This is a genomic window from Klebsiella sp. D-Nf1, from assembly GCF_002810515.1.
Classification (GTDB): domain Bacteria; phylum Pseudomonadota; class Gammaproteobacteria; order Enterobacterales; family Enterobacteriaceae; genus Klebsiella; species Klebsiella variicola.
In genome coordinates this window covers 284476-304759 of record NZ_PIOK01000004.1, presented here as the reverse complement: position 1 = coordinate 304759, position 20284 = coordinate 284476, and the positions used below count along the sequence as shown (strand labels likewise).

Genomic DNA, 20284 nt, shown 5'->3' with positions numbered 1-20284 from the left:
TTGATAGCATGAAACATAGCAAAGGCTATATTTCCAGAGGCAGAAGATGACTAGCAGTCGCGTTGAGAATAGCAGTAGTCGCGCCGCGCGCAAGGTGAAGCTCGCCCTCATGGGGCCCGCTTTCGTCGCTGCCATTGGCTATATCGATCCCGGTAATTTCGCCACTAATATTCAGGCTGGCGCCAGCTTTGGCTATCAGCTGCTGTGGGTCGTGGTATGGGCCAACCTGATGGCGATGCTGATCCAGGTGCTCTCTGCCAAACTGGGCATTGCCACCGGCAAAAATCTGGCCGAGCAGATCCGTGACCATTACCCGCGCCCGGTGGTGTGGTTCTATTGGGTGCAAGCGGAAATCATTGCGATGGCCACCGACCTGGCTGAATTTATCGGCGCCGCGATTGGCTTTAAGCTGGTACTGGGCGTGTCGCTTCTGCAGGGGGCGGTGCTGACCGGGGTGGCGACCTTCCTGATCCTGATGCTGCAGCGGCGCGGGCAAAAACCGCTGGAGAAGGTGATTGGCGGGCTGCTGCTGTTTGTCGCCGTGGCCTATGTCGTGGAGTTGATCTTTTCTCAGCCCGCGCTGGCCCCCCTGACAAAAGGGCTGGTGATCCCTACGCTGCCCAACGGCGAGGCGGTATTCTTAGCCGCCGGGGTGCTGGGGGCGACCATTATGCCGCACGTGATCTACTTACATTCCTCGCTTACCCAGCATCTGCACGGCGGTACGCGGAAAGAACGTTATAACGCGACCCGCTGGGATGTGGCGATTGCCATGACCATTGCCGGGTTTGTCAATCTGGCGATGATGGCGACCGCCGCGGCGGCATTCCATTTCAACGGCCATACCGGCGTCGCCGATCTCGATCAGGCATACAGAACGCTGGAGCCACTGTTGAGTCACGCGGCGGCGACCATCTTTGGTCTCAGCCTGGTCGCAGCCGGTTTGTCGTCGACGGTAGTGGGTACCCTGGCAGGGCAGGTCGTCATGCAGGGGTTTATCCGCTTTCATATCCCGCTGTGGTTTCGTCGGGCGGTCACCATGCTGCCGTCGTTTGTGGTGATCCTGCTGGGGCTGGATCCTACGCGTATCCTGGTGATGAGTCAGGTGCTGCTGAGTTTTGGTATTGCGCTTGCCCTGGTGCCGCTGCTGATATTCACCAACGATGCGAAACTCATGGGGGATTTGGTGAACACTCGCTGGGTGAGAGGCACTGGCTGGGCAATTGTCGCTATTGTCGTGAGCCTGAACGGCTGGTTAATCGTGGGATCGTTGCTCGGCGTGGCGTAGTTCATTACCCGTGCTGGATAACATTAAGGGGAGCCAATGGGCTCCCCTTTAAGTCTGCTAGTGATGGCCATGTCCATGTCCATGCCCACGTCCGCCCGGGCCTCGTCCCCAGCCGCCACGGCGGTCGTCGCGGTCGCTCCAGCCAGCACGATAGCCGCGCTCCCAGGCTTTATCTTTGCCCTTGTCCCAGCCGCGGTGCCAGCCGTTGTCATGACGATGCCAACGGTTATCACGCCATTCATAGTGACGACGCCAGTAATCACGGTCGCGCCAGCCGCCACCGTCCCAGTAGTTACCGTAATTGTCACGATCGCCAATTTGTAATTTTATCGATGGCAGCAGGGTGATTTCACCAGCGTTAGCAACTAGTGGCGCTGCGGCCAGCAGTACTGCTGCCAGAATCAGTGACCTGAACATACTCTTCTCCTTCACGATCGGGGCCGTAAGCGGCCTGTTAACCTGATATTACGGGCCGGTAAAGACCCGCCGCATCGGACGAACTCCGAAAGCGCCGAAAAGAGCACTTTTTGCTAAAGTAACATTTGCTTTACAGCGCAAGGATGGCATCGATGGCCGCGCATTCCTCGGCACTGAAGTGACGATTCTGCAGCATCCCGACAGCATCATCCAGCTGCGTGGTTTTGCTGGCGCCGATCAGCACGGAGGTCACTTTCTCCTTGCGCAGTACCCAGGCCAGCGCCATCTGCGACAGCTTCTGCCCGCGCTCTTCCGCCATCGTATTTAGCTGACGAATTTTTTCTAATCGGGCGGCGGTCAGTTGCTCCGGCTGCAGAAAACGACTGCTGCTGGCGGCGCGAGAGTCGGCCGGGATACCGTTCAGATAGCGATCGGTAAGCTGTCCGCCGGCCAGCGGTGAAAACGCTATACTTCCCACCCCTTCCGTCTGCAGAAAATCCAGCAACCCCTCTTCCGCACTGCGTTCGAACATCGAGTAACGGGGCTGGTGAATGATGCAGGGCGTACCGAGGTCGTTAAGGATCTTCACCGCTTCCTGCGCCTGGGCCAGCGGATAGTTGGAGATCCCGACGTAAAGCGCTTTCCCCTGGCGTACAAGGTGATCGAGCGCACGCATCGTTTCCGTCAGGGGGGTCTGTGGGTCCGGACGGTGATGATAAAAAATATCGACATACTCCAGCCCCATGCGTTGCAGGCTCTGGTTAAGACTGGCCACCAGATATTTACGTGAACCCCAATCGCCGTAAGGGCCGTCCCACATGGTGTAGCCCGCTTTGGTGGAGATAATCAACTCATCGCGATAGGGCAGGAACGCCTCTTTCAGAATGCGGCCAAAATTGCTCTCTGCTGAACCCGGCGGCGGCCCATAGTTGTTGGCCAGGTCGAAATGAGTGATGCCAAGGTCAAACGCGTGCAGGAGCATCTGCCGGCTGGTCTCCACCCGCGTTTCGTCGCCAAAGTTGTGCCACAGGCCGAGAGAAATCGCCGGGAGCTGAAGGCCGCTGCGACCGCAGCGACGATATTCCATCGTTTGATATCGCGTGGTGCTTGCCTGGTAAACCATTCTTCCTCCGCAGATAAAACAGGGTGTGTATACGTTTACACTAATCAATGTTCTGCATGGAGTACACTGCTTTTTGGGCGTAACTATTGCTTTACACCGGCTTTATCGTCCCCCTTCTGGACAGGCGGATCGCTTATTCAATACTCAAATTACACCTGCACCAAAATGAGGATAATGGACATGCAACCGACCTACACTATTGGGGATTATCTGCTGGATCGCCTCGTCGACTGCGGTATTGACCGCTTGTTCGGCGTGCCGGGAGATTACAACTTACAGTTTCTCGATCGCGTCATCGCGCACAGCGCATTAGGCTGGGTCGGCTGCGCCAACGAGCTGAATGCGGCCTATGCCGCTGACGGATATGCGCGCATCAAAGGGGCCGGTGCGCTGCTGACCACCTACGGCGTCGGCGAACTGAGCGCGCTAAACGGCATTGCGGGTAGCTATGCGGAACATATTCCGGTATTGCATATCGTCGGCGCGCCCTCTACCGGCGCCCAGCAGCGCGGCGAACTGTTGCACCATACCCTCGGCGATGGGGATTTTCGCCATTTCGCCCGCATGAGCGAGCAGATCACCTGCAGCCAGGCGCTGCTGACCGCCGGCAATGCCTGCCATGAAATCGACCGTGTCCTGCGCGACATGCTGACGCATCATCGGCCGGGCTATCTGATGCTGCCGGCCGATGTCGCCAGAGCGGCAGCGATTGCCCCAGCCCAGCGCTTGCTGGTGGAGGCCGCTACGGCGGATGAAAACCAGCTCGCGGGGTTCCGCGATCATGCCAGCCGCCTGCTGCGGGGCAGCCGACGCATTTCTCTGCTGGCTGATTTCCTGGCGCAACGCTATGGCCTGCAGAACACGCTCCGGGAGTGGGTGGCGAAAACCCCCATCTCCCATGCCACCATGCTAATGGGAAAGGGGCTGTTTGATGAGCAGCAGCGCGGGTTTGTCGGGACCTACAGCGGGATCGCCAGCGCCCCACAGACCCGGGAGGCGATTGAAAACGCCGACACCATCATCTGCATTGGCACGCGCTTCACCGACACTATCACCGCGGGATTCACCCAGCATCTGGCGCGGGAGAAGACCATAGAGATCCAGCCCTTCGCCGTCAGGGTGGGCGACCACTGGTTCAGCGGCGTGCCGATGGATCAAGCTCTGGCTGCATTAATGACGCTTTCCGCCCCGCTGGCGGCGGAGTGGGCGGCGCCTCAGGTCGTGGCGCCGGAAGTGGAAGAGGAGGCCGAAGGTGAGTTAACCCAGAAGAATTTCTGGTCGACGGTGCAGGATGCGCTGCGCCCCGGCGATATTATCCTCGCCGATCAGGGGACGGCGGCGTTTGGCATCGCGGCGCTGAAGCTTCCCTCTGAGGCATCGCTGATCGTTCAGCCGCTGTGGGGGTCGATTGGTTTTACCCTCCCGGCCGCCTATGGCGCGCAAACCGCGGCGGCAGAGCGGCGGGTGGTGCTGATCGTCGGCGATGGCGCCGCCCAACTCACGATTCAGGAGATGGGCTCTATGCTTCGCGATAAGCAAAAACCGCTTATTCTGTTGCTGAATAACGAAGGGTATACCGTGGAGCGGGCGATTCATGGCCCTGAGCAGCGCTACAATGACATCGCCCTGTGGGACTGGCAGCGACTGCCGGAAGCCTTCGCCCCGGACGTTGTTTCTCGCTGCTGGCGGGTCACGCACACGGCTGAGCTACGGGAAGCGATGGCGGAAAGCATCACCTCCGATACCCTTACCCTGGTCGAAGTGATGCTACCGAAAATGGATATCCCCGATTTCCTGCGTGCGGTGACGCAGGCGCTGGAGGAACGAAACAGCCGCGTTTAGTCGGTATGGCGTTTGGCAATCATCAACGGCCTCCCGGCCAGCAGCAGCCAGGCCGGGAGCATCACAATGCACAGCAGCGGTAGCAGCGTCGTATCCGGGACCACCACGGCGGCCATAAACAGGCTAAGCCAGCCGTCGCGGGTGACGACCAGCACCATGCCGAGGATCGCGCAGGAGACGGTGATCGCCGCTGGTACAGCGTCCACGTGGGCATGCAGCATCAGCCCCAGCGCCACCCCGACGAAGACCGCCGGGAAAATCCGCCCACCACGGAAACCGCTGGCGGAGGCGAGCACCAGGGCAGCCAGTTTGACCAGCGCGATGAGCAGAAAATCCGCGGCGGTTAGCGTCTGGCTGAAAGCCAGCTGCTGCATCTCATCCAGCCCCTTAAACAGCGTTAAGGGCCCGCCAATAGTCCCCAGGATCCCCAGCAGCAGCCCGCCGATGCCCAGCGTCAGGATGGGATTTTTCAGGCGATGCATCAGGGCGTGCAGGCGCGGCAGACACCAGACGGCCACCATGCCGACGGCGATAGCAATCAGAGCGACGATCATGCCGCTGATGATATCGACGAAGTGCATCTGGCCATAATGGGGGATCGGCAGCGTGAAATGCGGGTGGAAAAACAGCCCGGTCGTCAGCGCGCCCGCGGCGGCGGCAAGCAGCGGCGCAAAAAGGCGATCCCACAGCGGCGACTCGTTGCTGCTGTTGAGGGTTTGCGAAAAAATCAGCGCGGCGGCCACCGGGGTGCCGAAGAGGGCGCCAATAGTGCCTGAGGCCGCTAGGATGGTCCAGTCCAGCGAGCTGACGCGCGGAAACAGCCGTGAACCGACGGCGACGGCCAGCGCAATATTCACCACCATAATCGGATGCTCCGGGCCGAGACTGACGCCGCCGGCAAGGCCGAGGATCAGCGCGGCCAGCAGCCCGGGCAGCGCGCCGGTGGCAATGGGGGCGCCAATGAGCGATTCGGTGGCCGGATCCGGCCCGGCGTGTCCCGGGCTGTAGCGGACGACCAGGCCCACGGCGATCCCTGTCGCCGTGAGCATGGCGATAATCCATAGCTGGCTGTCAGCGCTCATCCCCAACTGGGTGGGCAGATTGCTCCACAGCACGCGCTGTAGCAGCGCGGCAACCTTCATCGCGCCGATCAGGATCAGACTGCAGGCGATACCTATCAGGATGGCCGGCACCGACAGGATCAGCATTGTTCTGGCGCGAGGATGGAGCATGAAAATGTCCTTGTCAAAGTTCTGAAGCACTACTTTGCCTTCGTCGGTAGGGGCCGTCGATGCAAATGGTGCTGAAACGATAAAGTTAAGGCGGCGTCTGATATCCGAGGCATCGTTTACAGACTACCTTGCATAGATTACAAACTAAATGTGACCTGTGTCGCTAAACAAGGGGCGTCTGCGCGTTGGACGTTGTTGTTAAGCCGCCATGAATTTACAGTGTGCCAAAAGAATTATTTTGACTTTAGCGGAGCCGTAACGGAATGACAAAATTTGCTTTAGTAGGAGATGTCGGGGGGACCAACGCCCGCCTGGCGCTATGTGACCTGGCGAGCGGAGAGATCTCTCGTGCTAAGACCTATTCCGGGCTCGATTATCCCAGTCTGGAGGCGGTGGTGCGCGTCTATCTGGAGGAGCACCAGGTGACCGTCAACGAAGGCTGTATCGCCATTGCCTGCCCGATCACCGGCGACTGGGTAGCGATGACCAACCATACCTGGGCCTTCTCCATCGCTGAAATGAAGCGCAACCTTGGCTTTGCCCATCTGGAGATAATTAACGATTTTACCGCCGTTTCCATGGCCATTCCGATGCTGAAAGCCGAGCACCTCATTCAGTTTGGCGGCAGCGCTCCGGTAGCGGGCAAACCGATCGCCGTTTATGGCGCCGGAACCGGGCTTGGCGTGGCGCATCTGGTGCACGTTGACAAGCGCTGGGTCAGCCTGCCGGGCGAAGGCGGTCATGTCGATTTTGCGCCGAACAGCGAAGAAGAGGGGATTATTCTGGAGGAGCTGCGCGCCGAGCTGGGGCATGTTTCCGCAGAACGCGTGCTCTCGGGTCCCGGACTGGTCAATTTGTACCGCGCGATTGTGAAATCTGATGGCCGCCTGCCGGAAAACCTGCAGCCGCGCGAGGTCACCGAGCGAGCGCTGGCGGACAGTTGTACCGACTGTCGCCGGGCGCTATCGCTGTTCTGCGTCATTATGGGCCGCTTCGGCGGAAACCTGGCGCTGACTCTCGGGACCTTTGGCGGCGTGTATATCGCCGGGGGCATCGTGCCGCGCTTCCTGGAGTTCTTTAAAGCCTCCGGCTTCCGCGGTGGTTTTGAAGACAAAGGCCGTTTCAAAGCTTATGTTCAGGATATTCCGGTTTACCTGATCGTGCATGAAAACCCGGGCCTGCTGGGCTCCGGCGCGCATCTGCGTCAGACGCTGGGCCAGGTGTTATAAGCGCATCCCTCCCGGGCTACCGTCGTAGCCCGGATGGCGGGACTTCCCGCCTCTACAGATTCATCAGCTGGCGAAACTCTTTCACTTTACTGCGGCTCACCGGCACCTGAAATTCAAGATCGCGCAGGCGCAGCACATAGGTATTGTTAAACCACGGCTCAATTTCGCGGATCTTGCTGAGATTCACGCAGTACGAGCGGTGGCAGCGAAAGAAATGTGCGGTGGGTAGTTTGCTGCAGAATTCGGTGATGTTCATCGGCATGACGAATGACTCCCGGCGGGTATAGACGAACGTCATCTTTTCATGCGCCTCGGCATAATAAATATCATGAATGCTGGTGACGATTATTCGTTCATCTTTTATCAGATTGATGGTGTCGTTTTCTCGTGGCGCCGCGCTGGTCGCTCCCGCAGCGACGTTATTTTGCTGCTGCCAGGCGGCGGTTAGCTTTTGTAGCATATTGATGATGCGTGACTCCTGATAGGGCTTCAGGATGTAGTCAAACGCCTCCAGCTCAAAGGCTTCCACGGCGTGCTCTTTCCACGCAGTGATAAAGACGATAAAAGGCTTATGGGCAAACTGGCTGATGTTTTGCGCCAGCAAAACCCCGTCCAGCGACGGAATATTGATATCGAGAAAAATGGCATCGACCTTGTTGTGCTGGAGAAATTTCAGCACGTCCAGCCCGTCGTCAAAGCTGCCGACGATCTCCATCTGGCTGTGGGTGTTGATAAGCCAGGAGAGTTCCTGCTGAGCCAGAAACTCATCTTCCACAATAATAACTTTCATCTTTTCTCCGCTCATGACAACAGAGACTCCGTCAGCGCCTGCGGCGTGTGGTGATTGGGGACATAAAAGGCGATTTCTGTTCCTGGCGTCAGGGTGCGGATATGCAACCCCTCGCCGTAGAGGAGCTTCACCCGGTGATGAACGTTAAGCAGGCCGATTTTATTTCCCGGCATTTCGTCGGCTTCCACGCGAGCGACCACGGCGGGATCGATGCCGTTGCCGGTGTCGCGAACGCTGATGCGTACCCGATTTCCGCACTCGTTAATGCCGATCGTCACCACCCCCTTGCCTTTACAGGGCTGGATACCATGAACGATGGCATTCTCCACCAGCGGCTGGATAAGCAGGCTCGGGATCACGCAGCTGACGTCGTCGTCAATATCATAGATGACCGTCAGCTTGTCGCCGAATCGTGCCTGTTCAATGGCGATATAATCTTTGATCTGATACAGCTCTCGTTTGATATCAATCTGCTCATCGTCTTTTAATTCGATGTTATAGCGCAGGTAGCGCGACAGATTAAAAATGAGCTGGCGCGCGGTGTCCGGATTAAGGCGAATCGAGGAGGAGATCGCGTTCAGCGCATTAAATAAAAAATGCGGGTTAATCTTGCTTTGCAGGGCGCGCAGCTCCGCTTTATTGGCCATCTCCCGCAGCTGTTCGGCGCGGGAGACCTCCAGCTGGGTGGAGATAATTTGCGACAGGCCAATCGCCATCTCCTGCAGTGTTGAGGTGATGCGATGGGCGTGGCAGTAATAAATTTTTAGCGTGCCGGTCACCACCCCTTTTTCCCACAGCGGAATGACCATCAAGGAGTGGATCTCCGGCGTGCGGTGGGCTTCGTCATTGTTTTTTATAATGATTTTCCCATAACGAATCGCTTGCCGGGTGGTAGGGCTGATGACATCGTCGTGGTGTTGATAGTTGGCTTCCCCCACGCCCACGTAGGCCAGTACGTGTTCGGTATTAGTGATCGCCACCGCGTCGGCGGTAATGTCGCGGCGGATAATCTCGCATACCTGGCGCAAAGAATCGCTGTTAACATGACGAAACAGCGGCAGGGTTTTGTTGGCGATATCGAGCGCCAGTTTTGCCTGCCGCGCCGCACTGGCCTCCTTTTCCCCTTCCACGCTCTGTACCAGCAGCACGATAAAACCGATGCAGACGCTGCCGAGGATCATCGGGATACCAATTTTAGAGACGATATCCAGGCCGAGGTTTAGGGAAGGTGCCCAGACCACCACCAGGATCATGGTCAGGGTCTCGCACACCATGCCGGCCAGAATACCGATTTTCCACCGTTGATCGCGGGCCACTTTACGGTTAATCAATCCTGACAGCAGGCCTGCGACAATGCTGGTGATAAAGCAGGGCACGGCGGTGACGCCATCGATATCAATCAGGTAGCGGTGTACGCCGGCAATTACCCCGACAATTGCCCCTACCCACGGACCAAACAGGATCCCGCCAGACATGACGGCGATAATGCGCACATTCACCAGCGAACCTTCCACCGGGACGCCGGACCAGGTGCTGAACAGGGCGAACAGCGAGAAAATGGCGGTTACGGCCAGCAGCTCTTTCGGCGTATGGGCCGACTTATGCAACAGTTCGCGGAACAGGCGCAGGCGAATGAGGAAAAACAGGCAAATAAGCATCAGGGCCGCACGATCATAGACCGCCAGCATCATCGTAAAAATTTCGTGCATGGGTGCGCCGCGTCAGTGGCCAGAAAAGAACATGATAAAAAACCTGACGGCAGAAGACCAGCCGCAGAAATATAATGAGGAAAAGGCATGCTTTTTAAAGGGGATTAATGGGTGAGCACCGCGATAGCCGCAGTCTTGCCTTTTAACGAAAAATATCTGTGATAAGAAAGATATCAATGTGTTATCACACTTATGCAACTCTGAATTATTCCGGCGACGCACAGCCGCATTTACTGCGGTCGATACCCGTTTTTTTCGCCAGAGAATATTTTTCATCATGCCTCTCGACAACATGATTTTTTTCAGGTTATTTTCTAAACGAGCCGCAACAGCGGCAGCGTCGCTCGGACGGTCCGGGCGCTAACGTTACTTAGAGGAACCTATGGCTGAATCCAGTCCTGAACGCCGTTTTACGCGTATCGATCGTCTCCCTCCGTACGTTTTTAATATTACTGCTGAACTGAAAATGGCTGCGCGCCGGCGCGGCGAAGATATTATTGATTTCAGCATGGGCAATCCCGATGGCGCGACGCCGCCGCATATCGTGGAAAAACTTTGCACCGTTGCTCAACGGCCTGACACCCATGGTTACTCTACCTCGCGGGGGATCCCGCGCCTGCGTCGCGCCATTTCACGCTGGTATGAAGAACGCTATAACGTTGACATCGATCCGGAATCGGAAGCGATCGTCACCATTGGTTCGAAAGAGGGGCTGGCGCACCTGATGCTGGCGACTCTGGATCATGGCGACACGGTGCTGGTGCCAAACCCCAGCTATCCGATTCACATCTATGGCGCGGTGATTGCCGGGGCGCAGGTGCGCTCGGTGCCGCTGGTGGAAGGGGTGGATTTCTTTAACGAGCTGGAACGTGCCATCCGCGAGAGCTATCCGAAGCCGAAGATGATGATCCTTGGCTTTCCCTCGAATCCGACCGCGCAGTGCGTCGAGCTGGACTTCTTTGAAAAGGTCGTCGCCCTGGCGAAGCAGTATGACATCCTGGTCGTCCACGATCTGGCCTATGCCGATATCGTGTATGACGGCTGGAAAGCGCCCTCCATCATGCAGGTGCCCGGCGCGCGTGATGTCGCCGTCGAGTTCTTTACCCTGTCGAAAAGCTATAACATGGCCGGCTGGCGCATTGGCTTTATGGTCGGCAATAAGACCCTGGTGAATGCCCTCGCTCGCATCAAAAGCTATCACGACTATGGCACGTTCACGCCGCTGCAGGTGGCGGCGATCGCTGCCCTTGAGGGCGATCAGCAGTGCGTGCGTGAAATCGCCGAACAATATAAGCGCCGTCGCGATGTGCTGGTGAAAGGGCTCCACGAAGCTGGCTGGATGGTGGAGTGTCCGAAAGCGTCCATGTACGTCTGGGCGAAAATACCGGAACCTTACGCCGCCATGGGCTCGCTGGAGTTTGCGAAAAAGTTGCTTAATGAAGCGAAGGTCTGCGTCTCGCCGGGGATAGGCTTTGGCGACTATGGCGATACTCACGTCCGCTTCGCGCTGATTGAAAACCGGGACCGTACGCGCCAGGCAATCCGCGGCATCAAAGCGATGTTCCGCGCAGATGGTTTGCTGCCCGCCGCGAGCTAGCACTTCGGCGAATACGCCATAACAAAAACGGGAGCCAGTGGGCTCCCGTTTTTTTTGACACCGCTGCAGTCTAGATCATCAGGGCAAAAGTACCGGCCCAAACGATGACCATAAAAGAGAGGCCCATAAAGAAGTATTTCACGATTCATCACTCCACGCGCTTATGCGACGTTCAAATGAATTAATTGTTCTGTTTTTCCTGGGCTGTCGCGGGTGAAAAATCACGCTGCGGCAGCTCGCAATTCTGTGCGCTTTGTGCTCCAGATGGCGCTAATGTACGCCTAAAAAATGAGGGAAACAAGGGGCATTTTTTTATTAATTTTTAGTTACTTACGAGTGTCGTGATTCGGCGACACATTAATTTCACTCGGTAATAAATTTCACGCCAGCGACGCTGTCAAAACGGATTTTGGCGATGGGCAAAATGGAGGATGGCCAGCGAGGGCGCGCGCAAATTCTTTGCCACGCGCCGCCGCCGATTTACTGCTGGTCAGAGGCGCGCAGCCGCCACTCGGCCGGGTAGTGAGCCGGGATAAAGCGCAGTGTGAGCGCCATGAGTAGCAGGACGCAGAGCGCATGCCAGGTCCAGTCAAGCGTGTAGTTCCCGCTCAGGCTACGCAACAGGCCGGAAAGCCAGGGGGAGAGGCCTGCGATGATAAATCCGATACCCTGCATAAACGCCACCAGCCGGCCGGCTACCGCCGGTTGTCCGGCGTGATCCAGCGCCAGCACCAGGCACAGGGGAAAGGCGCCACCCAGACCCACTCCACAGGCGATGGCCCACAGCGCTGGGACCTGCTGCGGCAGCCAGATGAAGCCGCAGAAGCCAATGAGCTGTAGCGCCAGAGCGAACAGCAGAAGCTGGCGTCGATCATCCTGACGAGCCAGTGCTGGCAGCAGTAGCGCCCCCGCGGTTTGCCCAACGGTCAGCAGCGCCAGCAGCGAGCCGCTGTACTGGGCGCTGTCGCCAAGCTGGATATAGTAGGGCGGCAGCCAGGCGATCAGACTGGCGTAGCCGGCATTAATCAGTCCGAAATAGAGTCCCAGCGTCCAGGCGCGGCGCTGGCCAATAATCGCGACCCGGGGGGAAGCGCTGGTCTGATGCGGTGCGCGGGGCAATTGCCGGCAAATCGCCAGCCAGCCGAGCAGGGCCAGCAGGGCAGGGAGCGCCCACCAGGCCAGTGCCTGGTGCCAGGCCGCACTGTGCGACGCCAGCCATGGGGTGAACGCGGCGCCTAACCCGCCGCCGCCCATCAGCGCCGCCGACCATAGTCCCATTACCAGCGGCGTACGCCGGGCGTACAGGCGCTTAATCACCGCCGGGATGGCGGCCTGGATAATGCCGATGCCAATTCCCCCCGCAAGGGCGCTGCTGAGCAGCAAGCCGCTATGTGGGGCGATTTCACGCAGCAGGGCGCCCGCCGCGATAATCAGCAGGCTCAATGCAATGCTGCGGTTTTGACCGACAGTGCGATCGACCCAGCCAGCGGCCAGCGCCAGCACGCCCATCGCGATGACCGGCAGGGCGGTGAGGAGCGCGACCAGGGTATAGCTCATCCCGCTGGCGGCGCGGATATCCGGCAGCAAGGGACCTATCGAGGTGAGCAGCGGACGCATGTTTATCCCAATGAGTACCAGGACACACAGCGTCAGATTCTGTCGCAGCATGGGCGTCATGGTTGCTGTTCCGCCCAGCGCTGATAAAGTGCCGGCCCCTCCGGCTGCGGGCAGTGGTGGATTGGCAGCGTCTGCCGGGACAGCGGCTGCTGCAGTTGCTGATAAATCGCGGTGGTTGAGAGCTGAAAGGGTTCGCCATCCTGATTACTGTTGGCGAAAAATACTTCCCGCACGCCGGTTAAATAGAGTGCACTCAGGCACATAGGACAAGGTTGCCCGCTGGCATAGATAACGCATTCGCGCAGCACCTCGCTTCCCAGTCTGGCGGCAAGATCGCGAACGGCGTTCAGTTCGGCATGCGCCGTTGGGTCACCGTTCAGATGAAAAGTATTGACGCCTTCGGCGACAATCTCATCATGCCGCACCAGCACGGCGCCGAAGGGGCGGCCACCGTCAGCAATGTTTTGGTTTGCCAGCGCTAATGCGCGCTGGAGATAGCGATCGTGAGCCGACATAGTCACTCCTGCACAAGATGATGTTGATGGTGAAAAACGCAGAGGATGGTAACCAGAGGGTACGTATCTTATTTCATAAGTTAAAAGACTTATTTATGATTAACCCTATTTGAATTACTTATAGGTAAGCAGATGCTCTTGCGCCATCTTTCCTACTTTATCGCCGTGGCAGAACATCGTGGATTTACCCGCGCCGCCGCGGCGCTCCATGTCTCCCAGCCTGCGCTGTCACAGCAGATCCGCCAGCTGGAAGCGATGCTGGAGGTTCAGCTCTTCGACCGCTCTGGTCGTTATACCCGCCTGACCGATGCCGGAGAGATCTGGCTGGAGTATGCCCGCCGCGCGTTACGCGATCTTGAGGAGGGGCGGCGCGCCCTGCACGACGCAGAAGATCTGCAGCGTGGTAAACTCCGCATCGCCATGACGCCGACCTTTACCACTTACATGCTGGGGCCGCTGGTGGAGGCGTACTATCGACGCTACCCTGGAGTGAAATTGCTTATCCAGGAGATGAACCAGGAGCGGATGGAAACGATGCTCCTGGAGGATGAACTGGATGTGGGAATTGCCTTTGACGAGAGCCTCTCGCGGGATATTGTGGTTCAGCCGCTGCTGACGGAAACCCTCGCGCTGGTGGTGAGCCGCGCACATCCGCTGGCTCAGGAGAGCCACCTGCAGCTACAGGCTCTTGACGCACAGCCGCTGATTTTACTGAGCAGCGAGTTTGCCACCCGGGAACAAATCGACCGCTATTGTCGCCGTCATCGGCTCGAACCTGACGTGCGGATGGAGGCGAATTCGATCGGCGCCGTGCTAACGGTTATTCGCGGCACGCCGCTCGCGACGCTACTGCCGGCGGCGATCGCCGGACAGTATGATGACCTCGTGGCTATTGAGCTTAAACCCGCGCTGCTGCAGCGAACGGCCTGTTTGCTCCAGCGCCAGGGGGCGTGGCAGAGCGCTGCGGCGCGTGAATTCATCGCGCTGGCGCGGGAGATCGCGGTAACGCTTGAGCTGGAAAACCGCCAGGCCCCTGTATGAGGACCTGCGTCACTTGCCGGCGAGCCTGGAGTAACGATCGGCTTCGCTGAGGATATCGGCCTCATTGGGCAGGGTATTCTCCCGGAGCATGCCCTCTTCTTTGAGCCTTTCCAGTACGTGATGAAAGAGCTGGGTCTTATCTGGCTCGGCCATATTCTGCAACTTCTCATTAAATACGGTATGAGACTGAATAAGATAATGGATAAATTCCAGCAATACCTCATTTTGCGGCAGGACGGTTAATTCCTGATGGATGTAACTGGTTTGTTCCAGCAGCGAATTTTTTGTCACGTCCATAGGCCGGGCGCTAATACTGTGAGCGTATATTTTCTCAATGACCTGGCTGGTGATATAGATGCGGTTCAATGATATAGCAGTGTATTCGTCTTCATCCGGAATGAAATGACAATAGACAAACGGTTTGTCGGGCAGCATCATGCTGAGTCTGTTTTCGTAAAGAATATCATCAGGCGCCTCCAGTAGCGCCATTAAATTCCGACAATGTGGGTGCCAAAGTCCGGAGGCGGACACTTTTACGTTAAACTGCGTCACCGTATTTCCGCGTAATGTTTCCATCATCGGAATATCGCCATCAAGCCGCAGAATGCTGCGGATATGGGAGTGGGGTGACCAGAAAGTCTCCACAGCCTCGGCGGCAAGCGGATTCAGCGCGGCGGTCACGTCTTTTTCCTGGTGAGAAAGGACGGCTATTTTTAAGGTTCCCCGCGTCGGGTTGAGTTTCAGACAGAGATTGATCGCGCCAATATCATGCCAGTGAAGAATGTCTTCAAGTTCGCAGTTTAATAATTTTTGCGCCCGGGCAAGAGAACAATACTCCATTGGCGGTAAATTATTTAGCTTCCAGATGTTCCGTTCTGTTATATTCATAAAAATTGTATGTCGATGAAAAATAAATTGTCATGGTCAGCAACAGTGAGCCGATTACAATGATTTATTCTTTCCGCTGACGTCCTTTAGCTGATTAATAAAATCCATTCACATTGAGAATAATATATCGATAAATTGACTACTGTTATTGTTCTGCCAGGTATTTACTTTATCCCGTTATCTTATCATCTCTTATTCGTAGAGAAAAATAGTTTACTGACTATAACCATTTCTCTCTTTTTAGCAGGAATGCGGAAGGTGAGTATGCGCGAAGTGTGAAGAAAGTCGCGGTCAATTCGACAAACTTTATGGCCGGATGGGGAGAATCAAACAGACGACTGTGGCATCTGTTTGATATATCTGATGTTATTGCGGCGTTGACAGGAAACGGTCACCCGGCTGAGCGATGGCATACCATGCCATCATCTCTGCGGTGCCCGGTTGGCCTTCGGCAGGCGCCCAGGCCATGGTGTCAACTTCGGCAAGCGGTTGATAAGCACCTTGCTTAACTTCAAAAACCATCCCGCCCGGGTCGAGCGAGAGCACCGTATGCCAGGTACCGGCTTCCATTTCCAGCGCTGTACAGGTTTCACCCAGCACCACCCGGCGGGTGACTACGCCATTATCATCAAAATTCAGTACCACAAAGCGGCCTTTCAGCGGCAGCAAAAGTTCGAAAGTATGTCTGTGCCGGTGCGGACGGATATAGGTACCGGGTTCCATCGCAATAGCGAGGCGTTGTACCGGGTCATTTAGTTCGGGATGAAAATTGCGATGGGCACGCAAGCGCGGGGCACTGGCCGCCGCTTCGCTCTGCTGCTGCATATCGCTGAGGGTAATCTGTTTCATATCAACGCCTGGCTCCTGTATCGTCCAGAGAAGGTTGCAATGGGATAGTGGCTTATTAAGGCGTAAGCCAAAGGGTATTGTACGCAGAATGCGCGTTTTTGTCGGTTTATTGTCTGTGCGATTGACTGGGGCGCCCCTTCCTGTCCTGGCTAATCCACACGTGGATAATTTCGGCAAATTATGATGGCGAGAAGAATATGCCATGGCTGGCGTTTAGGTAATGGTGGGAAATAGCGGGCAACGTTTATATGGTGTCCCCTGCAGGAATCGAACCTGCAACTAGCCCTTAGGAGGGGCTCGTTATATCCATTTAACTAAGGGGACAAGGCGGTGCGAGTATAGCGTTTTTTGCCCGCCTGAGTAAGAGCCATACCGTCTGACTGCTTAAACCCTCGCCACTCAGGGCGCTTTTTTATGCCCGGTCGGCGTTTTTGGCGTTCTCCGCCGCCTGGGCGCGGGCTTCCGCTTTTCGCTTGCTGCTCATATCGTTACGGATCTGCGCATGGCTCAGCAGTGCGAAGATGAAGGTCCCGCCGCAGATATTTCCCGCCAGCGTCGGCAGGGCGAACGGCCAGATAAAGTCGCTCCAGGGCAGGCTTCCGTTAAACACCAGATAAAGGATCTCGACCGATCCCACCACGATATGAGTCGTATCCGCCAGGGCGATAAGCCAGGTCATGAGAATAATCACCACGATCTTGGCCGCACCGGCGACAGGAAACATCCAGACCATGGTGGCGACCAGCCAGCCGGAAATAATCGCATTAGCGAACATCTCCGTCGGGCCGTTTTTCATTACGTCTTCGGCGATGCTGACAAAGGCCTGACGAGTTGGTTCATCAAAGACGGGCATAAAATTGAAGGCCCATGCGGCCACTGCGGTACCGATGAGGTTGCCAGCCAGAACCACTGACCATAACCGCATTAGCAAACCGACGTTACCTGGGGTGGGATTGTGCATCACCGGCAGTACGGCGGTAACCGTATTTTCCGTGAACAGCTGCTGGCGGGCCATGATCACGATAATAAAGCCGAAGGTATACCCGAGATTCTCCAGTAAAAACCCGCCCGGGAGCCCCTCCAGTTTGACGTGAAAAATGCCTTTTGCCAGCAGGGAGGCGCCCATCGACAGACCGGCCGCAATGGCTGACCACAGCAGGGCCAGCGCATCGCGCTCCATCTCTTTTTCCCCTTCCTGGCGAATATGTTCATGGATGGCCATCGCCCGCGAGGGCAGGCGATCTTCATCCACTTCTATTTCCTCTCCGCGCTGTTTTTCTTCACTTTCGACTTCTCGTTCGTCATCCGCTGGTTTTAATTTGTTATTGTCTAGTTCATCCATTTCGTGGCCCTCGCTATCAATCTATATAGTTATAGCGTAGCGGCTTTCCCTGCCGTCTGGCTGGGCATACTCTGAAATCGCAAAAATGGTAACGTCAGATTTTTGTTGCTCCGGTAGAATAGGAGCCCCGCGATCTCGTTATTCCCAGGCTATGATCAAATCAACAACTTGGGTGATATAGACATCGTTCAACGTGCTGTTACAATCGCTCACATCTATACGGGCGGAAACGTTGTCTTTCCGTCATGGATGGCAACTCGCGATAGCCATAAAAACCAGGGAGACACCTATGAATTATCGCCTGTCGGCGCTTGCGCTTGGCGCCACATTGCTGGTGGGATGTGCCAGTTCCAGCTCTGGCGATCAGCCGCAGGGGCGTTCAGACCCGTTAGAAGGGTTTAACCGCACGATGTTCAATTTCAACTTTAACGTGGTTGATCCTTACGTGCTTCGCCCGGTGGCAGTGGCATGGCGTGACTATGTTCCGCAGCCGGCGCGTAATGGTTTAAGCAACTTCACCAGCAACCTGGAAGAGCCGGCGGTAATGGTGAACTCCTTCCTGCAGGGTGACCCCTATAAAGGTATGGTGCACTTTACCCGTTTCTTCCTGAACACTATCCTCGGGATGGGCGGTCTGATCGATGTCGCGGGCATGGCGAATCCGCAGCTGCAGCGCGTTGAACCACATCGTTTCGGCAGCACGCTCGGCCATTATGGCGTCGGCTATGGTCCGTATGTGCAACTGCCATTCTACGGTAGCTTTACGCTGCGCGATGAAGGCGGTGATATGGCCGATGGCCTGTACCCGGTGCTCTCCTGGTTGACCTGGCCGATGTCGATTGGCAAATGGGCTGTCGAAGGGATTGAAACGCGTGCTCAGCTGTTGGATTCCGACGGTCTGCTGCGTCAGTCTTCAGATCCTTACATTTTGGTGCGTGAAGCTTACTTCCAGCGTCATGACTTTATCGCCAACGGCGGTAAGCTGACCCCGGCGGACAACCCGAATGCCCAGGCTATTCAGGATGAACTGAAAGACATTGATTCACAGTAATCTGCGAACGATAAAAAAAGGGTGAACATGTTGTTCACCCTTTTTTGTTGCGCGCGGCTTATCAGAAGCGGTAGTTGAAGTTGGCGCCGTACAGCCAGGCGGTCCCTTCGGAACGGAAGGTATACGGACCTTCCTTAATTTCAACGTGTTGGCCGTGCATATAGGAAAGACCGACGTCAACCGACGCATCCTTGTTGAACGCGTAAGTAGTACCCGCGCTCAGCCACAGGCGATCCTGGTCAGGAATGGAGATGGAGCGGTTGTTGGCCGGCACCGGGCTGTCATCGAAGGCGATACCGGTGCGGAAGGTCCAGTTATCGTCGTAATAATAAGTGGTTCCCAGCGCGATGCGGTAGGCATCCTTAAAGCCTTCCTCTTTATAGAACAGCGTCTGGCCGTTGCTGCCGGTGGCTTTCAGCTCCTGGAACTGACTCCAGCTGGTGTAGGTCAGGCTATAGTGGACCGCCCACTGCGGCGCCACGCGGTTATAGCCCGACAGCTCCCACATTTCCGGCAGGTTAAGGGTCAGTGAACCGCCGGTGGTCTGGCCGTTAGTGCCCGCTGGCAGACCGAAGTTGCCGAGGATTTGGTTATAGGCCGCCGGCAGGCTGCTGCGGTAGTTACCGTCGAAGTCGATCTTCACCTCGGAACGGTAGGTAAAACCGTAGCGGTTGTTCTTATCCAGCTCATAGAGAATACCGGCGTTCCAGCCAAAGCCCCAGGCGTTGCCGTTAAGATGGGCGATCTGCGTGTCGGCAGGGATCTTCGCCACCTGGCCTGCCAGCGCCGGCGGCAGAGCGCCAGAACCAGCGACAATCTGACCCAGGTCACCTGCATAGCGCTCGATCTTCGCCTTGGCGTAGACCGCGTCAAAACCTAAGCCAAAGCTCCAGTTGCTGTCGAGACGGTAGGCTCCGCTCAGGTTGAAGTTAGCGGTGGTCAGGTCGGTTTTACCGCCCATGCTGCCAGCCGCATAGTCGTCGTTGTATTCCGTTGCCAGACCGTAGTTAGAGGTAATGGATGCCCCCCAACCGAATTGATCGTTAATCGGCGCGACAAAGTGGAAGTTGGGTACCCACGCCGTCGGGGCGATATTGTCCGCATTCAGGCTCTTGCCGGTGGGAGAGGTGCCGGAGACATTGACACCCGGGTCAACAAAAACGGCGCCCGCCGACATAGTTGGACGGTCAAACATCATAATTAATGCCGGGTTACGACTGGCATTGCCTGCATCGTCTGCGATAGCCCCTTCACCGGAATAGGCCCGACCCAGCCCTGATGAAGAGAATTCGTTGAGCTGGAAGCCTGCTGACCAGGCCTGGGTAGAAACAAGTGCTACAGCCACTGCAAGGGCAGATTGGGTAAAGCGGGTTTTCTGGCTCATGCCCATAACCTCATTGAGTTATTTTTTTTTAAACTATGTTACATGCCGTAACAGAAGCGCGGAAGTGTAGGGTCTGTGTTACAACAGAGAAATCAGACCAGTGCGCTGAGTATAGGTCTGACCAGATGAGTTGTTGCAAGTTTGTTTATGAAGTTTTTCAATTGTGATAACAGAAACGCGATCCAGCTGGCAAAATTGTCGGGGGGAGTAAGAGCCAGAAAGGGTGATTTTTGTTTTAGATCATTTTTAAGTGTGATTTCTGTCACTTAACGCGGTGATGGCGATTCTCGGCTGGAGGCTCACCGGGGGCAGGGCGTAAAATAGGCACATTATTTGTCTGGCACCGAAGGTGCCTATACAGAGGAAATCT

19 protein-coding genes and 1 tRNA gene are annotated in these 20284 nt (G+C 56.5%); 7 read left to right on the top strand and 13 right to left on the bottom strand.

Going from position 1 to position 20284, the window contains the following annotated elements; genetic code table 11:
• Positions 1-46 precede the first annotated feature (46 nt).
• Positions 47-1288 (top strand): Nramp family divalent metal transporter, encoded by a 1242-nt coding sequence (locus CWM54_RS18145; RefSeq protein WP_061153738.1) that lies wholly within the window; start codon positions 47-49, stop codon positions 1286-1288.
• 57 nt (positions 1289-1345) lie between these two features.
• Here the strand turns inward: CWM54_RS18145 and CWM54_RS18140 are convergent, their stop codons facing one another.
• Positions 1346-1705, bottom strand: a complete 360-nt coding sequence (locus tag CWM54_RS18140; RefSeq protein WP_061153739.1) for a DUF2502 domain-containing protein — start codon at positions 1703-1705, stop codon at positions 1346-1348.
• Between the two features lie 130 nt (positions 1706-1835).
• The gene (gene mgrA, locus CWM54_RS18135) at positions 1836-2828 is read right to left on the bottom strand and encodes an L-glyceraldehyde 3-phosphate reductase (protein ID WP_100698039.1); all 993 of its coding nucleotides are present in this window, start codon (positions 2826-2828) and stop codon (positions 1836-1838) included.
• Between the two features lie 180 nt (positions 2829-3008).
• On the opposite strand from mgrA, the gene CWM54_RS18130 reads away from it, so the two are divergent.
• Positions 3009-4670, top strand: coding sequence for an alpha-keto acid decarboxylase family protein (locus tag CWM54_RS18130; protein ID WP_100681070.1), 1662 nt, complete (start codon positions 3009-3011; stop codon positions 4668-4670).
• Here CWM54_RS18130 and CWM54_RS18125 read toward each other — a convergent pair.
• A complete protein-coding gene (locus tag CWM54_RS18125) occupies positions 4667-5902 on the bottom strand; it encodes an ion channel protein (RefSeq protein WP_100681125.1) in 1236 nt (411 codons plus the stop codon). The genes CWM54_RS18130 and CWM54_RS18125 overlap by 4 nt on opposite strands.
• A 263-nt stretch (positions 5903-6165) precedes the next feature.
• On the opposite strand from CWM54_RS18125, the gene glk reads away from it, so the two are divergent.
• Complete coding sequence (gene glk, locus CWM54_RS18120) at positions 6166-7131, top strand: glucokinase (RefSeq protein WP_012540954.1); 966 nt, start codon at positions 6166-6168, stop codon at positions 7129-7131.
• Positions 7132-7183: 52 nt separating this feature from the next.
• On the opposite strand, the gene CWM54_RS18115 is transcribed toward glk, so the two are convergent.
• Together CWM54_RS18115 and CWM54_RS18110 are read right to left on the bottom strand one after the other, a co-directional pair.
• A complete protein-coding gene (locus CWM54_RS18115) occupies positions 7184-7921 on the bottom strand; it encodes a LytR/AlgR family response regulator transcription factor (protein ID WP_012967486.1) in 738 nt (245 codons plus the stop codon).
• Between the two features lie 11 nt (positions 7922-7932).
• Positions 7933-9630 (bottom strand): sensor histidine kinase, encoded by a 1698-nt coding sequence (locus CWM54_RS18110; RefSeq protein WP_061153743.1) that lies wholly within the window; start codon positions 9628-9630, stop codon positions 7933-7935.
• Between CWM54_RS18110 and CWM54_RS28735 the strand changes: the two genes are divergently transcribed.
• A complete protein-coding gene (locus tag CWM54_RS28735; RefSeq protein ID WP_162677109.1) occupies positions 9629-9745 on the top strand; it encodes a hypothetical protein in 117 nt (38 codons plus the stop codon). The two genes, CWM54_RS18110 and CWM54_RS28735, sit on opposite strands and share 2 nt — an antisense overlap.
• 267 nt (positions 9746-10012) lie before the next feature.
• Positions 10013-11227, top strand: coding sequence for an alanine transaminase (alaC, locus tag CWM54_RS18100; RefSeq protein WP_008803894.1), 1215 nt, complete (start codon positions 10013-10015; stop codon positions 11225-11227).
• Between the two features lie 70 nt (positions 11228-11297).
• Here the strand turns inward: alaC and ypdK are convergent, their stop codons facing one another.
• The 3 genes from ypdK to CWM54_RS18085 all read right to left on the bottom strand — a co-directional run bounded on the left by ypdK (position 11298) and on the right by CWM54_RS18085 (position 13359).
• On the bottom strand, positions 11298-11369 hold the full coding sequence (gene ypdK / locus CWM54_RS18095) for a membrane protein YpdK (protein ID WP_099119320.1): 72 nt from the start codon (positions 11367-11369) through the stop codon (positions 11298-11300).
• 338 nt (positions 11370-11707) lie between these two features.
• Complete coding sequence (locus CWM54_RS18090; RefSeq protein ID WP_100698037.1) at positions 11708-12904, bottom strand: cyanate transporter; 1197 nt, start codon at positions 12902-12904, stop codon at positions 11708-11710.
• Entirely contained in the window at positions 12901-13359 is a 459-nt protein-coding gene (locus CWM54_RS18085; protein ID WP_100698035.1) for a nucleoside deaminase, read from the bottom strand. Before CWM54_RS18085 ends, CWM54_RS18090 begins: the two co-directional genes overlap by 4 nt.
• 132 nt (positions 13360-13491) lie before the next feature.
• Between CWM54_RS18085 and cynR the strand changes: the two genes are divergently transcribed.
• Positions 13492-14400: a transcriptional regulator CynR gene (gene cynR / locus CWM54_RS18080; RefSeq protein WP_100698033.1), complete on the top strand. Its 909-nt coding sequence runs from the start codon at positions 13492-13494 to the stop codon at positions 14398-14400.
• 9 nt (positions 14401-14409) lie between these two features.
• Here cynR and CWM54_RS18075 read toward each other — a convergent pair whose 3' ends face one another.
• From CWM54_RS18075 to CWM54_RS18060, 4 genes are all read right to left on the bottom strand, one after another.
• A complete protein-coding gene (locus tag CWM54_RS18075; protein ID WP_100698031.1) occupies positions 14410-15288 on the bottom strand; it encodes a hypothetical protein in 879 nt (292 codons plus the stop codon).
• 366 nt (positions 15289-15654) lie between these two features.
• Positions 15655-16137 carry a WbuC family cupin fold metalloprotein gene (locus CWM54_RS18070; protein WP_061153748.1) on the bottom strand — a complete coding sequence of 161 codons (483 nt, stop codon included), beginning with the start codon at positions 16135-16137 and terminating at the stop codon, positions 15655-15657.
• Positions 16138-16386: 249 nt separating this feature from the next.
• Positions 16387-16461 (bottom strand) — tRNA-Arg (locus CWM54_RS18065).
• Positions 16462-16549: 88 nt separating this feature from the next.
• Positions 16550-17479 carry a formate/nitrite transporter family protein gene (locus CWM54_RS18060; RefSeq protein WP_100681066.1) on the bottom strand — a complete coding sequence of 310 codons (930 nt, stop codon included), beginning with the start codon at positions 17477-17479 and terminating at the stop codon, positions 16550-16552.
• 289 nt (positions 17480-17768) lie between these two features.
• Here CWM54_RS18060 and mlaA point away from each other — a divergent pair, with 289 nt between their 5' ends.
• On the top strand, positions 17769-18530 hold the full coding sequence (gene mlaA / locus CWM54_RS18055; RefSeq protein WP_008803901.1) for a phospholipid-binding lipoprotein MlaA: 762 nt from the start codon (positions 17769-17771) through the stop codon (positions 18528-18530).
• 61 nt (positions 18531-18591) lie between these two features.
• Here mlaA and fadL read toward each other — a convergent pair whose 3' ends face one another.
• A complete protein-coding gene (gene fadL, locus CWM54_RS18050; RefSeq protein WP_061153750.1) occupies positions 18592-19914 on the bottom strand; it encodes a long-chain fatty acid transporter FadL in 1323 nt (440 codons plus the stop codon).
• Positions 19915-20284 lie beyond the last annotated feature (370 nt).

Coding starts and splice junctions, on each gene's coding strand:
- CWM54_RS18145 (WP_061153738.1), top strand. CDS start 47: ATGACTAGCAGTCGCGTTGAGAATAGCAGTAGTCGCGCCGCGCGCAAG.
- CWM54_RS18140 (WP_061153739.1), bottom strand. CDS start 1,705: ATGTTCAGGTCACTGATTCTGGCAGCAGTACTGCTGGCCGCAGCGCCA.
- mgrA (WP_100698039.1), bottom strand. CDS start 2,828: ATGGTTTACCAGGCAAGCACCACGCGATATCAAACGATGGAATATCGT.
- CWM54_RS18130 (WP_100681070.1), top strand. CDS start 3,009: ATGCAACCGACCTACACTATTGGGGATTATCTGCTGGATCGCCTCGTC.
- CWM54_RS18125 (WP_100681125.1), bottom strand. CDS start 5,902: ATGCTCCATCCTCGCGCCAGAACAATGCTGATCCTGTCGGTGCCGGCC.
- glk (WP_012540954.1), top strand. CDS start 6,166: ATGACAAAATTTGCTTTAGTAGGAGATGTCGGGGGGACCAACGCCCGC.
- CWM54_RS18115 (WP_012967486.1), bottom strand. CDS start 7,921: ATGAAAGTTATTATTGTGGAAGATGAGTTTCTGGCTCAGCAGGAACTC.
- CWM54_RS28735 (WP_162677109.1), top strand. CDS start 9,629: ATGGGTGCGCCGCGTCAGTGGCCAGAAAAGAACATGATAAAAAACCTG.
- CWM54_RS18110 (WP_061153743.1), bottom strand. CDS start 9,630: ATGCACGAAATTTTTACGATGATGCTGGCGGTCTATGATCGTGCGGCC.
- alaC (WP_008803894.1), top strand. CDS start 10,013: ATGGCTGAATCCAGTCCTGAACGCCGTTTTACGCGTATCGATCGTCTC.
- CWM54_RS18090 (WP_100698037.1), bottom strand. CDS start 12,904: ATGACGCCCATGCTGCGACAGAATCTGACGCTGTGTGTCCTGGTACTC.
- CWM54_RS18085 (WP_100698035.1), bottom strand. CDS start 13,359: ATGTCGGCTCACGATCGCTATCTCCAGCGCGCATTAGCGCTGGCAAAC.
- cynR (WP_100698033.1), top strand. CDS start 13,492: ATGCTCTTGCGCCATCTTTCCTACTTTATCGCCGTGGCAGAACATCGT.
- CWM54_RS18075 (WP_100698031.1), bottom strand. CDS start 15,288: ATGAATATAACAGAACGGAACATCTGGAAGCTAAATAATTTACCGCCA.
- CWM54_RS18070 (WP_061153748.1), bottom strand. CDS start 16,137: ATGAAACAGATTACCCTCAGCGATATGCAGCAGCAGAGCGAAGCGGCG.
- CWM54_RS18060 (WP_100681066.1), bottom strand. CDS start 17,479: ATGGATGAACTAGACAATAACAAATTAAAACCAGCGGATGACGAACGA.
- mlaA (WP_008803901.1), top strand. CDS start 17,769: ATGAATTATCGCCTGTCGGCGCTTGCGCTTGGCGCCACATTGCTGGTG.
- fadL (WP_061153750.1), bottom strand. CDS start 19,914: ATGAGCCAGAAAACCCGCTTTACCCAATCTGCCCTTGCAGTGGCTGTA.